This is a genomic window from Wenzhouxiangella marina, from assembly GCF_001187785.1.
Classification (GTDB): domain Bacteria; phylum Pseudomonadota; class Gammaproteobacteria; order Xanthomonadales; family Wenzhouxiangellaceae; genus Wenzhouxiangella; species Wenzhouxiangella marina.
Map to the genome: position 1 here is coordinate 2,168,734 of NZ_CP012154.1, position 13,644 is coordinate 2,182,377.

The window sequence follows — 13,644 nt, forward strand, 5'->3', positions numbered from 1 at the left end:
GTCAGACTCCAAAAGCGTTTTTCAGGATCGCGACCACGACGATGAACGCGCCGGCCAGGGCCGCGATCCGGACGATCAGATGCAGGGCGAGCTCCAGACCGTGCTGGTGGATGTAGTCCTCGATCACCACCTGCAGGCCCAGCACCGAGTGGTAGAGCGCGGTCAGGATGAACAGGATGGCCAGCGCCGCGTTCACCGGACGAGCCAGCAGCGCACTGGCCTCGGCATGGCTCGCTCCGATGATGCCGGCCATGATGTAGACCAGCCAGGCGGCGAGGGCAAGCATCAGGATCGCGCTGAATCGTTGCGCCCACCAGTGCCCGACGCCGTCGCCGGCCGAGCCGTGGTTGCGTGCGTTGGCAAGCGGATTGCGAAATTTCATGCCAGCACCCCCCAGGTCAGGACGGTCAGCAGCACGGCGCCGATGACCACCATCCAGCTCGTCGCATAGACGCTCTTCAGATCGAGCATGCGCCCGGCGTCCCAGATCAGGTGGCGGATGCCGTTGAGCAGGTGGAAGTACAGCGCGAAGGACCAGATGATCATCCCGATCATGACGACCGGATGGGTCGCCATAGCCATGAATCGCTCGTAATGCTCGGGGCCGGCCGCCAGGGCCAGGGTCCAGAGCACGACGGCAATCATGCCGATGCTGAGCACGATCCCGGTCGCGCGATGCGAAATCGAAACCCTTGCGGTCAACGGCAGACGATAGATCTGCAGGTGTGGGGAAAGCGGTCGGTTATCCGTCGCCATGGCTGGACATCTCTATGTGTGGTCAGGATCTAGAAGTCGATGCAGCGGCCGTTCTTTTCCCAATCGCCGTAACGGGTAGGCTCCAGGCCTTTCTTCCGCCCACCGATCTCCTTGGGCCGAGGCTCGGCACGATCGGCCTGCGGGTCGACCGGCGGGTCACCGGGCCTGCGGGACTTCTTGTTGGCAGCTTGCATATTAGAATTGTACCGATTTGTTGCACTGGATGCGGACGCATGAACGATTGGAAATCACTTCCTAGCCTGCGCGGTTGCCGGATCGAGGGCAAGGACGCCATCGCGTTCTGTCAATCGCAGCTGACCGGGGACGTTCCGGCCTGGCCTGCCGAACGATGGCAGGTCACGGCCTGGTGCTCTCCCAAAGGTCGCGTCAGGATCATCATGGTCGCAGCTCGGCATGAAAACCATGTGGAAATCATCATCCCGGAAGCCCAGTGGAGCGTACTGAGCGAAATGCAGCGCTTCACCATCGGTCGCGATGTCCGTTTCGGACCCGCCTGTCAGGTCAGCGGTTGCCAGGACAGCAACGCCCAGTCGGGCACCTTACGCCAGGACCCGTCCCGCGCACTGCGGCTGGAGGACACGGAAGCGACCGCCGGTTCAGTGCCCGAGACCGATTGGCTGACCCGCTGGCAACGCGCGGACCTGTGCCTTCCCCTGCCCTGGCTGGACGAACGAAGCAGCGATCGTTTTCTTCCCCAGGCGCTGGGCCTGGAGGAGAATGAGGGCCTGAGCTATCGCAAGGGCTGTTATCCGGGCCAGGAAATCGTCGCCCGCGTGCACTACCTCGGCACGCCCCCGCAGCAGCTCCTGGCGGTCCGCGCCGAGCTGTCACAGGGCGCCTGGCCTGCATCCGTCAGCCCGGACTCGGTCGAGATCGAAGCGTCGGACGCCGATTCAACGCCCATCCACTGCCTGAGCGCGCTGGTCGACGAGGGGCGCTGGATGGGCCTGGTCGTCGCACCGCGGGTCATCGAGGCCGGCCAGCGCGTCGTCGTCCGGGCCGGCTCCGAAGCACTTGTCGCCGAGATGGCGAGGCCCGAAACACTGTGCTACCATCATCCCCAAACAGGAAGTTAAAACTTAATCAGAGACTTAAAGGGGTATTCTCAATGGCTGCATCAATTCGCTGTTTGCTGCTGCTGGCCTGGTTCGCCCTGAGCGCCCAGGCCTTCGCTCAGACGCAGGACGAGTCCGCCCCTGCGGACACGGACGTGCCCGAAGCATCGGAATCAAGTGCCGCTCAGGAAGGCTCGCAGACGGCCGTCGAGCCGATGACCCTGACGCTCCACGTCCACCCCATTTTCCCGCCGGATCAGGCCGAACTGGTCTACCGTCCGCTGCTGAATTACCTGTCCGCGACCACGCCCCATCAGTTCGAACTCAGCACCTCCCGTGATTTCCACCGCTTCTGGCTGGAAATTCGCCGCGGCAACATGCCGGACCTGGTGCTGGAAGACGCGCACCTGATCGCGCTGCGCATCCAGCGCGACGGTTACATGCCGCTGGTCAAGGCGGCGGAACCGGCCACCTTCTCGCTGTTGACCAACAGCATGTCGGCCGATCCACAGCTTCAGGACTTCGTTGCACGGCCGGTCTCGTCCATGCCCGCGCCCAGCCTGGGTTATCTGATCCTCAGCAGCTGGTACCCCAACCCGATGCAGCAGCCGCGGATTCTGTCCAACGCCGCTTCCTGGCTGGACGCCATCGAAATCGTCTTCTCGATGGAAGCCGAAGCCGCCATTGCCCCGCACAACCTGGTGGCGCGCTACGTGAACATGGTCCCGGTGCGGACCTCCGAGGAATTTCCGCACGCCACGATCGCGGCCTCACCCAGCGTCCCGGCGGACGTTCAGAACCAGATTCGGGAAGCCCTGCTGACGCTGCATGAGAATGGCGATCACTTCACCGCCCTGCACGAACTCGACATCGATCAGTTCGTGCCCGCCCAGGTCAGCGAGTACAGCGGGCTGGAGCAGTGGCTGAGCGACATCTACGTTTTCTGAATCCACACACGGCTCGAACAAGCCGTCTCCGGGATTCCGGGTTAATAAGCACCGGTCCGCACCCTCGGGCCGGTGCTTTTTTTCTGACCCGACTCAGCGACGCGCGACCAGATAGCAGATCCATCCGGCATCGGCATCGCCCTGCTCGCTCGGGGTGTAGATACCGTCCCCCTCCCCGCTCTCCTCATCCGTTCCTTCCCAGTAGACCGTGACCTCCGAATAACCGGCCTCGCGGAGCAACTCCTGGATTTCAGGCAGGGTCCAGAGTCGCCAATGGTATTCGAAGGCCTTGTTCATCTCCGATCCATCGGGAAACTCGAAGTGGATCTGGCAGCTCATGGCGTGGGTGATGGGGTCGAAGCTGGCCTGGTCCCAGACGTAGGTGAAATCGTCGTACTCGGTCCGCTCCTCCAGCTCCCGATGCGCATCGTAGCCACCGAAGGCGTCGAGAAACAGCACGCCGTCATCGACCAGGGCCGTTCGGACGCGCTCGAAGTAGGCCTTCAGCGCCGCCCGCGTCGTGAACAGGTAGTAGCTGAAGTTCATCGCCAGCACGGCGTCCACCGGCGCTGTCTCGACCTCCATGACATCGGACTCCAGCAAGTCGATGCGTGTGCGCTGCTCATCATCCAGACGGGCAAGATGATGGTCCCGGCCCCAGGCCAGAACCTCACCGTCGAGATCCACGCCGATCGCACGATGCGAGGCGCCCGAGGCCACCCAATGGCAGGCCGTATTGGCCGTGCCGCAGAAATCCTCGCGGATGAACTCGAGGGGGCGACCGTTCAGGGCCTGGAAGGTCTCGGCGACGAATTCCAGCTCGGTTTCGGGGTCCTGGACGCTGGCTTCGTAGAGCCGATGGCGATCGGCCTTCTCGGCCATGGAAATCTTGGCGCGGGATTTCGGCATGGGACACTCTTTCGGTGAAATGGGTTTCGTGAAGACGGACGGAGCCGGCCCGAGCTCCGAGGCTGTGTTCAGGGTCTCGAACGCATCGCGGGCCAGGCCGAACGGAGATAGCTGAGCATCGACCAGATGGTGAGAGCGGCCGCGCCGATCAACAGCCAGCGTCCGATGTCCAGCACGGGAATCGGTCCCAGCGGCTCGCCGTAGAGCAGAAAGCCGATCGCCACCATCTGCAGGATCGTCTTGATCTTGCCGGCCCAGGCCACCTTGACCCGCCCGCTCTCGCCCACCGCGGCCATCCACTCCCGAAGTGCGGAAATGGTGATCTCGCGACCGATGATGACCGCCGCGGACAGTGCCAGACCGATCTCGGGGTGGCGCTGCACGATGATGATCAGCGCAACGCCGACCATCAGCTTGTCGGCCACCGGATCGAGAAAGGCACCGAAAGAACTGGTCATCCGGAATCGGCGGGCGACCCAGCCATCCAGCCAATCGGTCAGGCCGGCCAGGATGAACAGCGTCACGGCCGCGATATTGGACCAATCGACCGGCAGATAGAACACCAGCACCAGCACCGGAATCATCAGGATTCTGGCCAGTGTCAGCAGGGTCGGGATGGTCAGCTGCAAGATCGGTCTCCGGGCATTTCGGTCGTCATTATCCCGCAATACGGCCCGGACGTGGCGAGCGCCTACAGTTTGCGAAGCGCTTCGGTAATCCGGTCCGCCAGCGCCTGACTGATCCCCGGCAGTCGCGCGAGCTCATCAGGACCCGCCTTCTTCAGTCCCTTCAGGCCGCCGAAGTGCTTCAGCAAGGCCTGCCGACGCTTCGGGCCGATGCCCGGAATCTGCTCCAGCGGTGAGGACTGGGCTCGCTTCTGCCGCCGGCGGCGATGCCCCGTGATGGCGAATCGATGGGCCTCATCGCGGATCTGCTGGATCAGATGCGAGGCCGGGTGATGCGGGCCGGGGCGAACTTCCCGATCGCCCAGCACGAAGGTCTCGTAGCCGGCCTTGCGCGCCGGCCCCTTGGCCACGCCCATCACCGGGATCGCCTCCAGTCCCAGATCCGCCAGCACCTCGCGTGCCCGATTGGCCTGGCCCTTGCCGCCATCGATCACGATCAGATCCGGAACGCTGGCCTGCTCTTCAACGAGGCGGCGATAGCGGCGACGCAGCACCTGATCCATCGCCGCATAGTCGTCACCGGGCGTGATCCCCTCGATGTTGTAGTGGCGATAGTTCTTCTTCATGGCGCCTTCCGGCCCGAACACCACGCAGGAGGCCACCGTTTCGGTCCCCGAGATGTGGCTGATATCGAAACACTCCAGATGCTCCGGCGGCGCCGGCAGGTCGATCAACTCGGCAAGCTCACTCAGGCCCCGCCCGACCTGATCGCGCTCGGCAAGGCGCCGACGCAGCGCATCTTCGGCATTGGTCGCTGCCAGCGCCAGCCACTGTGCACGCTGACCTCGCACCCGCCAACGGATCGAGACGGGGCCCTCCCGTCGAGCGCTGAGCGCCTCCTTCCAGAGTTCGGCCTGCTCGGGTTCCTCCGACGCCAGAATCTCGGCGGGCGGCCGACGGTCGGCGTAGTACTGGCCAAGAAAGGCGCCGAACACTTCGGCCGAGCGCTCCTCACCACCCAGGTTGCCGGGGAAGAAGGTCCGCGCGCCCACGTTTCGCCCATGGCGGAACTCCACGACCTGTACCGCTGCCCGACCGCTGGCGCAGTGCAGCGCGATCACGTCGAGCTCTTCGGCGCCGTCGGTCACGTACTGGTTGGAACGAACCCGCTGCAGGGACTCGATGTGGTCCCGCAGGCTGGCCGCCTTCTCGAATTCCAGCGCTGCGCTGGCCGCCTGCATGCGCTCGGTCAGGTGCTCGATGACCTCCTCGTTGCGCCCTTTGAGCAGCTGTGCCGCCGCCTCCACGTCGCGGGCATAGTCCGCCTCGCTGATGTAGCCCACGCAGGGCGCCGAACAACGATTGATCTGGTACTGGAGACAGGGCCGGGTGCGGTTCTCGAACACGCTGTCGCGGCACTGGCGAAGCCCCATCAGTCGATAGATCTGGTTGAGCGATTCCCGCACGGCACCGGCACTGGAATACGGGCCGAAATAGCGCCCGGGCGCCGACCGATTGCCACGATAGAAGCCGATACGCGGATAACGGTGACTGGTGTCGATCCGGATCCACGGGTAGCTCTTGTCGTCACGAAGATTGATGTTGAAGCGCGGCTTGTGCGCCTTGATCCACTCGTTCTCGAGCAGCAGGGCCTCGGCTTCCGTGCGGGTCAGGCTGACCTCGATGGCGGCGATCCGACGGACCATGAGATTGATGCGCGCGCCCTTGTCCCGGCGATCGAAATAGCTCCCGACACGCCGCCTCAGATTGCGCGCCTTGCCGACATAGAGCACCTTGCCCTCGGCGTCGCGCATCACGTACACGCCCGGCCCGGTCGAGAGGCTGCGGGCAAAGGCTCGCCCGTCGAATTCGCTCATCGCCCCTCGCGTTGCAGCGCTTCGATCAGGCGGTCGGCCGCTGTCTCGAGCATGTCGAGAACGCGCTCGAAGCCCTCCGGGCCACCGTAGTAGGGATCGGGGACTTCCTCGATGCCATAGTCGGGCGCCAGATCCATCAGCAGGCCGACCCGTGTCTCGAAGCCTGCAGGCGCCCGAGCCAGCAGGTCTTCGAGATTGGAGCGATCCATCGCGAAGATCCGATCGAAGCGCTCGAAATCCTCGATCAGGACCTGGCGGGCCCGCTCGGCGGAAATGTCGATGCCCCAGCGCTGCGCATGCTCGATGGCCCGCGGGTCGGGCGGGCGACCCTCGTGATAGCCGATCGTGCCGGCCGAGTCGGTCTCGATGCTCAATCCCGCCGCAGCAAACTTGTAGTCGAAAACCGCCTTCGCAGTCGGGCTTCTACAGATGTTCCCAAGGCAGACAAAAAGTATGCTTTTCATGGTGTTGAAAATCTTTTCTAAAGCTGAATATCAGACCGAAGCCTGGCTCAGGCTGGCGCGGAACCGGGCCAGATCCTCGGGCGTGTCGATCCCGACCGGGATCGGCGCGGCGGCTTCGGCCGTTGCGATCCACCAGCCGGCCTGCAGCGCCCGAAGCTGCTCCAGCGACTCGAGCTGCTCGAGCGGGCTGGCGGCCAGCGTCCGCCAGGCTGCCAGGGCACCCGCCCGATAGGCGTACAGGCCGACATGGCGCCGGCCCTGTGCTCGTGGCCAGCCGCCCTCGCGCGGATGCGGGACCGACGCCCGGGAGAAGTACAGGGCCCGACCGGCATGGTCCGCGACCAGTTTGACCACGTTCGGATCGCGCCATTCCGCCTCCACCTCGATCCCGCTCCAGAGGGTGGCCATCTGCGCCTCCGGTTGCTCGGCCAGCAGCTCGGCCACCTGGATCAGGCAGGCGATCGGCATCGCCGGCTCGTCGCCCTGCAAGTTGACCACGATATCCCCAGCGTCGAAGCCAAGCACGGAAACGGCTTCGGCGAGTCGGTCCGTGCCGGAACGATGATGCGCCGAGGTCATGACCACGTCCCCGCCATCGGCAAGCACCCGATCGGCAACGGCCTCGGAGTCGGTGGCCACGTGCACGGAGACCGCACCACTGGCTCGCGCCCGATCCAGCACGTGCAGGATCAGCGGTCGACCAGCGACCTCGGCGAGCACCTTGTCGGGCAGGCGACTGGAGGCACGTCGGGCCGGAATCAGGACCCGGAATGGCGGACTCATGCAAATTCCTCGATGTGCGATTCGATTCGTTGATACACGCTCTCGGGCAGTGCTGCAAGCACCTCGAGCACACGCAGCGGCAGCCCCAGCATACCGGCCTCGATGCGGACCGCGTCCTTGGCCGTGGTGATCACCGGACGGTCCAGGCCCGCGAAATCCCTGGCCAGGAAGCGATGGTGATCGGGAAAGGCGTGCAAGCGGACCTTCAGCCCGAGCCGCTCGAGGGTATCGGCAAAGCCTTCAGGGTTGGCGATGCCACAGACCGCGTCGACCTCACGCCCACGCCAGGCTTCCAGGGGCTCGGTCAGCGAGCCGTCGAGATCCCGGAAGCCGATCGCCTCGAGCTCGAAATGCTCGGCGCCAGGCAGGCTGAAGCCAGCGCCCTTGACCAGCAGCAAATCCACCGACGCCAGCCTGGAGCGCGGCTGGCGCAGCGGCCCGGCCGGCAGCAGATGACCATTGCCCAGACCCCGATGCCCATCGAACAGGCAGATCTCGAAGCTCCTCGCCAGGGCCTGGTGCTGCAGCCCGTCGTCCGAGATCACGACCTCCGCTGCACTGTCCTCGATCGCGGCCTGGAGTGCCCGTGAGCGCTCCGGATCGACCCAGACCGGCACCCCGGCCTCCCGCGCGATCAGCAGGGCTTCGTCACCGGCCTCGGCAATTGCAGTCTCGGGCCCGACGGCCAGGGGATAGTTGTCCGAATGGCCGCCATAGCCCCGGCTGATGATCGCCACCCGATAGCGCGCCGCCAGGCGGCGAGCCAGGGCGATCACGGTCGGCGTCTTGCCGGCACCGCCGACGCAGAGATTGCCGACCACGATCACCGGCACCGGCGGTCGGCCCGAAGGCCGATGGAAGCGCTGCTTAGCGAAGCGCCGGTAGAGCCGTTCGAGGGCCCGATAGGCAAGCCCCGGCGTCTGCGTTTCGTACCAGAGCCGATTGGCGTGGCGCTCCAGACGGGCGCGCCAGCTCATTGCTCCGCGTCCTGGAACTGCAGGCGATGGAGGTAGTGATACAGGCCTTCGGGCCGGGCGAGCAGTTCCTCGTGGCTGCCCTGCTCCACGATCCGCCCCTGATCGAGCACCACGACCCGATCGGCACGCTTGACCGTGGCCAGGCGATGGGCGATGACCAGGGAGGTCCGATTGGCCATCAGGGCTTCCAGGGCCTGCTGCACCTTGCGCTCGGATTCGGCATCCAGCGCGGAGGTGGCCTCGTCGAGCACCAGGATCGGCGCGTCCTTCAACAGCGCACGCGCGATGGCAAGACGCTGACGCTGGCCGCCGGACAGCAGGCTGCCGTCTTCTCCGATGGGCGTGTCGAAGCCCTGCGGCAGGCGCTCGATGAACTCCAGCGCGTGAGCCTGACGCGCCGCCTCGACGATCTGCTCGTGACTCACTTCGGCCAGCGCACCATAGGCGATATTGCCGGCCACCGTATCGTTGAACAGCACCACGTCCTGGCTGACCAGAGCAATCTGGCGGCGCAGGGCATCCAGCCTGAAATCCGTGAGCGGCAGCCCATCGATCCGGATCGATCCGCGCTGGGGTGCATAGAAGCGCGGCAGCAGGCGCACCAGGGTGCTCTTGCCGGAACCGGAGCGCCCGACCAGGGCCGTGACGCTGCCTGGCTCGAGCTTCAGATCGATATCGGACAGCACCCACTCGTCGCTGTCCGGGTAATGGAAGCCGACGCCCTCGAACTCGATCGCGCCCCGCACGCGGCCCGGGTCCTGCGTGCCTGGATCGGGCTCGGCAGGCGTATCCAGGACCTGAAAGATACTGTCGGCGGCGGCCAGGCCCTTTTCGATGACCACGTGCATACGGGTCAGGCGCTTCAGGGGCGGGATGCAGGCGACCATCGCCGCCAGCACGGACATGAAGATGCCCGCGGTGACCTCGGCCTGCATGTACTCGCTCGCCGCGATCACCAGCAGGACGATCACGGCCAGGCCTGCGGCCAGCTGGATCATCGAGGAGGACAGGAGCTGGGTGCCGCTCAGGCGAAGATGCAGACGACGATTGTCCGCGTTGATCCGCTCGAAGGCCTCACGCTCATGCGCCTGACCGCCGAAGATCCGGATCACCTCGTGGCCATTGACGGCCTCCTCGGTCACATGGGTCACATCACCCATGGAGTCCTGGATGCGCCCGGAGATCTTCCTGAAGCGCCGACTGATCACCGTCACGACCAGGCCGATCACCGGCACCAGGAGCAGCATGGCCAGGGTCAGCCGCCAGCTCTGGATGAGCATCACGGTCACCAGGGCCAGCACGGTGAACAGATCGCGCAGAGACCCGATCAGCGCTGTCGTGGCCGCCTGGGCCACCTGCTCGGCGTTGTAGGTCAGCCGCGAGATCATCTGCCCCGACGACTCGCGGTCGAAGTTCTCGGCCGGCAGATCGAGGTAGCGAGCGAACAGCTCGCGTCGCAGATCGGCAATCAGGGTCCGTCCGACCCACTCCATGCCGAACACGCCACCGAAATTGCCGATGATCCGGACCACGACGGACAGCAAGACAAGCGCCGGCAGCCACCAGCCGAAGCTCGGGTCCGGGTTGACGATCGTGTTGTCGACCAGCGGTCGCAGCAGATAGAAGAACAGCCCCTGCCCGGCCGCGTCGAGGGCCACGGCGAACACGGCCAGAGCGAAGATGAGCCGCTGGCGCGCGAGGTAGGACAGCAGACGCCGGTAGGTGCCCGGGCCGGACACGGCGCTCACGAATCGGGCCCGGACTCATCCACGGCCGCGATGGTCAGGCGCTCGATGCCTTCGGCCGCTGCCGCATCCATGGCACGCACGACCAGACGGTGCGCCGCCTCGGCGTCGGCGCGGATGACCAGGGTGGCTTCGGGCTCGCGCTCGAAGGCGGCGGCGATCGCCGCCTGGATGGTCGCCCGGCGATCATCGGCCAGCTGCTCCTCATCGATGAACAGGCGCCCGTCATCGGTGACGACCAGTTCGATGAGCCGCGGCAGATTCTCGCTCTGCGCCGTGCTCGCCTCGGGCAGCTGCAGGCTGATCAGGGACTGGCGCTCGAAGGTCGTCGAGACCATGAAGAAGATGAGCAACAGGAACACGACGTCGATCAGGGACGTCAGATTGATTTCCGGCTCCTCGCGCTCTTCGTCGTAGAGTTTCATGCCTGCTTCATCCGCCTGCTCGTTGCCTGGCCTCAGGCCTGCCGACGCCGGCGCCCTCCCTGCTCGATGGTGTGGATCAGGGTCAACGCCTCCTGTTCCATCTGCAGGACATAGGCACGCACGAGGCCACGGAAGTAACGATAGAAGAAATACGCCGGGATCGCCACGGTCAGCCCCGCCGCGGTGGTGATGAGGGCTTCCGAAATGCCGCCGGCCAGTTCGTTGGGATCGCCGACGCCTTCGACCATGATGGCGCTGAAGACTTTGATCATGCCGACCACCGTACCGAGCAGACCCAGCAGGGGCGACATGCCGGCAATCGTTCCGAGGGTGTTCAGGAATCGCTCGAGCTCGTGAACGACATGGCGACCGGTATCTTCGACCGCTTCCTTGATGATTTCCCGACCTCGATCCCGATTGTCCAGGGCGGCGGCCAGGACCTGGCCCAGCGGTGACGAGCGTCGAAGCTGTTCGATGTGCTTGGCGTCCAGCTCGTGCTGCTGGGACCACTGCTTGACCTGTCCGGGCACCGCAGCGGGCATGACCCGGCTGGAGCGCAGCGCCAGGAAACGTTCGATGATGATGGCCACGGCAATCACCGAACACAGGAGGATCGGCAGCATGAGCCAGCCGCCGGCAAGCATGATCTCGAGCATGGGCCTGTCTGGAGTCCTTCGGTCTGCGAATGCGAACGAGGCCGAATGATAACGGGTTTCCGAGCGGCTCGCGTTTGCAGCGCGTTAAGGCGACTCGAGCCAGGCCGACTCCACGGCCCCTGGGCAATCGGGATCGCGATTCCAGAAACGCAGGGAACGGCCTCGGGCGCTTTCGACTCGGGGCGCCTGGCCGGGCCGCAGATGGACCGTCAGGGCGCCACAGCGGGCCGTGCTCTGCCATGCGACTTCAGTACTTTGAAGTCGCTCCAGGGTTTCGGGATGCGGCCGACCCCAACGATCCGAGCGCGCCACCGAGATCAGGGCCAGCGCCGGCTGGACCGCCTGCAACCAGGCGGCGCTGCTGCCTCGACGATGCCCCGAATCGCTCAGCAGCAATACCTCGGCCTCGACGGTGCGTGGCGCATCGATCAGACGTGACTCGACCTGCGCATCGATCGCCCCGGGCAACAGCACGGCGCCTCCCGGCCCTTCGATCCGCAGCACGCAGGAGCTGTTGTGACCCAGATCGGGCAGCCCCGGGCCGGGATGAAGGAATTCGAAGCGATAGGCGCCGGACGTCCAGCCTTCACCGGCCAGGCAGGGCCGCCCCAGGTCCGCGGAGGGTGAATAGCGCCCTGCCTCGGACACGGCATCGAGGACCGATCCCAGGCCGCCGCTGCTGCTGCGGTGCGGGCGCGACAGCACCAGGCGATCCAGACCGGCCGAGGACTGGCCAGCGAGCATCGCCGGCAGCAGTCCTCCGATCGCATCCCTGCCCTCGCCATCGCCCGGCCCGGTGTCGTACAGCAGCCACTCCTCGGCGGTCCCGACCAGCACCGCCTGGGCGCTGCCCAGGTCGAACAGATGAAGCCGCAACTCCCCCGGCTGCAAGGGCTCGGCCGACTTCGGCCAGAGCACCGGGGCGATGAGGCACAGTCCCAGCCAGCGTCCCGGCCAGCCCCTGGGGGCCAGCAACCACATGGAGCCGACGAAAGCGAGCACCACGGCCAGCAGCCCCGCCCCGGGTCGTGCCGCGATGGCGGCCTCGAAGCCGGTCAGCCAGGCAAGGTAGGAAAGCAGAAGCTCCAGGCCCGTTTCGGCCAGTCCGAGCGCCCAGTCTGCGGGCAGATCGATCGCGATGAGTGCCAGCGCCACCAGCAGTGACGGCAGGATCCAGAGCCCGACGAGCGGGATCGCGATGAGATTGGCCGGCAGCCCGATCAGGGAAACCTGCTCGAACAGGCCAGCGTTGAAGGCCAGCAAGCCGACTCCGATGACCAGCTGCGCGCGCAACAGGCCCAGCAGCCAGGCCGCGGCTCCAGTCTGGCTCGAAGATCGCCAGGCGAAGGCCCAGATCAGCACCGCCACGGCGGCGAAGCTGAGCCAGAAACCCGTGGCCAGCGGTGACAGGGGGTCGAGCAGCAGCACGGCGGCAAAGGCGAGCAGCAGGGCATGTGCCGGGCGCAGGCCCCGACGGGCCAGATAGGCGCCGGCCACGACGCAGAGCATCAGCACGGCACGCTGGGTCGGCAGGCTCAGGCCGGCCAGCAGGGCATAGGACAAGGCCGCGAGGATCGCCAGCCCCAGGGCCAGTCGACGTCGATCCAGGCGGCGCCAGAGCAGGGTCAGGGGGCTCAGCAGCAAACCGCCCAGGAACGCCGCCAGGGCGGCGACCATCCCGACGTGCAAGCCCGAAATGGCCAGCAGGTGCGAGGTCCCGGTCTGGCGCAGCAGCTCCCGCGTCGGCGCATCCAGCCCGCTGCGGTCGGCCACGCTCAGGGCTCGCATCAGCGCGCCTTCCTGGAGGCCGGCGGTTTCGGCGGCGATGACTTCACTGAGATACTGACGGCCACGGTTCACCAGGCCTGCCGGACCGTCCGCCCGAGCTTCGAGCTGACCGGAACGAACCCGTCCCAGGGCGCCCACGCGCTCGGCAAGGAGGTGTCGACGACGATCGAAGCCGCCCGTATTCAGGCGCCCCTGCGGGGGTTCCAGCTGCACCTCGAGCTGCCAGCGCTGGCCCGGCTGGAGGTAACCCGGCGGTCGATACCAGCGAAGCTGGATCCTGGCCGGCCAGCGCTCGTCGTTTGACTGATCGGCGAGAAAATCGAACTCCAGGCTCTGACCCCGCCAGCGCGGCAGACCCGTCACCTGCCCGCTGACCCGATGCTGCTCTCCGGTTCGTGACTCGGGCCACTCGGACTCGAGTTGCCAGTGCGCGTTCAGCACGAACCAGGCCGCGCCGAACAGGCCCAGCGCCGGCAGCCGGGTCGGCCGCCAGAAGACCAGGCCGATCAGGGGCAGCAGCAGCGCCAGGACCGCGCCCTGCCCCGGCAGTGAGGGAAGGAGCGCGGCCAGCACGACCCCGCTCGAAAAGGCCAGCAGGGGTTGCCAGCCCACGCC

Annotated in this window: 15 protein-coding genes; 2 read left to right on the forward strand and 13 right to left on the reverse strand. The window is 66.1% G+C overall.

Translation table 11 applies throughout. The features are described 5' to 3' along the window. Position 1: 1 nt before the first annotated feature. The 3 genes from sdhD to WM2015_RS15590 are packed head-to-tail and all read right to left on the reverse strand — an operon-like array spanning position 2 to position 950. Complete coding sequence (gene sdhD / locus WM2015_RS09205; protein WP_049725762.1) at positions 2-382, reverse strand: succinate dehydrogenase, hydrophobic membrane anchor protein; 381 nt, start codon at positions 380-382, stop codon at positions 2-4. Further along, positions 379-756, reverse strand: a complete 378-nt coding sequence (gene sdhC / locus WM2015_RS09210) for a succinate dehydrogenase, cytochrome b556 subunit (protein ID WP_082169608.1) — start codon at positions 754-756, stop codon at positions 379-381. The genes sdhD and sdhC overlap by 4 nt, the downstream gene beginning before the upstream one ends. Before the next feature lie 29 nt (positions 757-785). Then, positions 786-950 carry a DUF1674 domain-containing protein gene (locus WM2015_RS15590; RefSeq protein WP_082169609.1) on the reverse strand — a complete coding sequence of 55 codons (165 nt, stop codon included), beginning with the start codon at positions 948-950 and terminating at the stop codon, positions 786-788. 39 nt (positions 951-989) lie between these two features. On the opposite strand from WM2015_RS15590, the gene ygfZ reads away from it, so the two are divergent. Both ygfZ and WM2015_RS09220 read left to right on the forward strand, forming a co-directional pair. Continuing rightward, entirely contained in the window at positions 990-1,853 is an 864-nt protein-coding gene (ygfZ, locus tag WM2015_RS09215) for a CAF17-like 4Fe-4S cluster assembly/insertion protein YgfZ (RefSeq protein WP_049725764.1), read from the forward strand. 32 nt (positions 1,854-1,885) lie between these two features. Continuing rightward, on the forward strand, positions 1,886-2,779 hold the full coding sequence (locus WM2015_RS09220; protein WP_082169611.1) for a phosphate/phosphite/phosphonate ABC transporter substrate-binding protein: 894 nt from the start codon (positions 1,886-1,888) through the stop codon (positions 2,777-2,779). A 93-nt stretch (positions 2,780-2,872) separates the two neighbouring features. Here the strand turns inward: WM2015_RS09220 and WM2015_RS09225 are convergent, their stop codons facing one another. From WM2015_RS09225 to WM2015_RS09270, 10 genes are all read right to left on the reverse strand, one after another. Further along, positions 2,873-3,688 (reverse strand): class I SAM-dependent methyltransferase, encoded by an 816-nt coding sequence (locus WM2015_RS09225; RefSeq protein ID WP_049725766.1) that lies wholly within the window; start codon positions 3,686-3,688, stop codon positions 2,873-2,875. Positions 3,689-3,756: 68 nt separating this feature from the next. Then, complete coding sequence (gene pgsA, locus WM2015_RS09230) at positions 3,757-4,317, reverse strand: CDP-diacylglycerol--glycerol-3-phosphate 3-phosphatidyltransferase (RefSeq protein WP_049725767.1); 561 nt, start codon at positions 4,315-4,317, stop codon at positions 3,757-3,759. A 62-nt stretch (positions 4,318-4,379) separates the two neighbouring features. After that, a complete protein-coding gene (gene uvrC / locus WM2015_RS09235; protein ID WP_049725768.1) occupies positions 4,380-6,191 on the reverse strand; it encodes an excinuclease ABC subunit UvrC in 1,812 nt (603 codons plus the stop codon). Further along, positions 6,188-6,655 carry a low molecular weight protein-tyrosine-phosphatase gene (locus tag WM2015_RS09240; RefSeq protein ID WP_049725769.1) on the reverse strand — a complete coding sequence of 156 codons (468 nt, stop codon included), beginning with the start codon at positions 6,653-6,655 and terminating at the stop codon, positions 6,188-6,190. Before WM2015_RS09240 ends, uvrC begins: the two co-directional genes overlap by 4 nt. A gap of 30 nt (positions 6,656-6,685) precedes the next feature. Further along, positions 6,686-7,438 (reverse strand): 3-deoxy-manno-octulosonate cytidylyltransferase, encoded by a 753-nt coding sequence (gene kdsB / locus WM2015_RS09245; RefSeq protein ID WP_049725770.1) that lies wholly within the window; start codon positions 7,436-7,438, stop codon positions 6,686-6,688. Beyond that, on the reverse strand, positions 7,435-8,415 hold the full coding sequence (lpxK, locus tag WM2015_RS09250) for a tetraacyldisaccharide 4'-kinase (RefSeq protein ID WP_049725771.1): 981 nt from the start codon (positions 8,413-8,415) through the stop codon (positions 7,435-7,437). The genes kdsB and lpxK overlap by 4 nt, the downstream gene beginning before the upstream one ends. Further along, entirely contained in the window at positions 8,412-10,163 is a 1,752-nt protein-coding gene (gene msbA, locus WM2015_RS09255; protein WP_049725772.1) for a lipid A export permease/ATP-binding protein MsbA, read from the reverse strand. Before msbA ends, lpxK begins: the two co-directional genes overlap by 4 nt. Then, positions 10,160-10,585, reverse strand: a complete 426-nt coding sequence (locus tag WM2015_RS09260) for an ExbD/TolR family protein (RefSeq protein WP_049725773.1) — start codon at positions 10,583-10,585, stop codon at positions 10,160-10,162. The genes msbA and WM2015_RS09260 overlap by 4 nt, the downstream gene beginning before the upstream one ends. A 32-nt stretch (positions 10,586-10,617) precedes the next feature. Next, on the reverse strand, positions 10,618-11,241 hold the full coding sequence (locus tag WM2015_RS09265) for a MotA/TolQ/ExbB proton channel family protein (protein ID WP_049725774.1): 624 nt from the start codon (positions 11,239-11,241) through the stop codon (positions 10,618-10,620). An 84-nt stretch (positions 11,242-11,325) separates the two neighbouring features. Then, on the reverse strand, positions 11,326-13,641 hold the full coding sequence (locus WM2015_RS09270; RefSeq protein ID WP_049725775.1) for a DNA internalization-related competence protein ComEC/Rec2: 2,316 nt from the start codon (positions 13,639-13,641) through the stop codon (positions 11,326-11,328). Between the last annotated feature and the right edge of the window lie 3 nt (positions 13,642-13,644).

Excerpts from the sequence above, each read along its gene's own strand:
- WM2015_RS09225 (WP_049725766.1), bottom strand. The coding sequence starts at position 3,688 with ATGCCGAAATCCCGCGCCAAGATTTCCATGGCCGAGAAGGCCGATCGC.
- WM2015_RS15590 (WP_082169609.1), bottom strand. The coding sequence starts at position 950 with ATGCAAGCTGCCAACAAGAAGTCCCGCAGGCCCGGTGACCCGCCGGTC.
- sdhC (WP_082169608.1), bottom strand. The coding sequence starts at position 756 with ATGGCGACGGATAACCGACCGCTTTCCCCACACCTGCAGATCTATCGT.
- kdsB (WP_049725770.1), bottom strand. The coding sequence starts at position 7,438 with ATGAGTCCGCCATTCCGGGTCCTGATTCCGGCCCGACGTGCCTCCAGT.
- WM2015_RS09240 (WP_049725769.1), bottom strand. The coding sequence starts at position 6,655 with ATGAAAAGCATACTTTTTGTCTGCCTTGGGAACATCTGTAGAAGCCCG.
- lpxK (WP_049725771.1), bottom strand. The coding sequence starts at position 8,415 with ATGAGCTGGCGCGCCCGTCTGGAGCGCCACGCCAATCGGCTCTGGTAC.
- sdhD (WP_049725762.1), bottom strand. The coding sequence starts at position 382 with ATGAAATTTCGCAATCCGCTTGCCAACGCACGCAACCACGGCTCGGCC.
- uvrC (WP_049725768.1), bottom strand. The coding sequence starts at position 6,191 with ATGAGCGAATTCGACGGGCGAGCCTTTGCCCGCAGCCTCTCGACCGGG.
- WM2015_RS09260 (WP_049725773.1), bottom strand. The coding sequence starts at position 10,585 with ATGAAACTCTACGACGAAGAGCGCGAGGAGCCGGAAATCAATCTGACG.
- ygfZ (WP_049725764.1), top strand. The coding sequence starts at position 990 with ATGAACGATTGGAAATCACTTCCTAGCCTGCGCGGTTGCCGGATCGAG.
- WM2015_RS09265 (WP_049725774.1), bottom strand. The coding sequence starts at position 11,241 with ATGCTCGAGATCATGCTTGCCGGCGGCTGGCTCATGCTGCCGATCCTC.
- WM2015_RS09220 (WP_082169611.1), top strand. The coding sequence starts at position 1,886 with ATGGCTGCATCAATTCGCTGTTTGCTGCTGCTGGCCTGGTTCGCCCTG.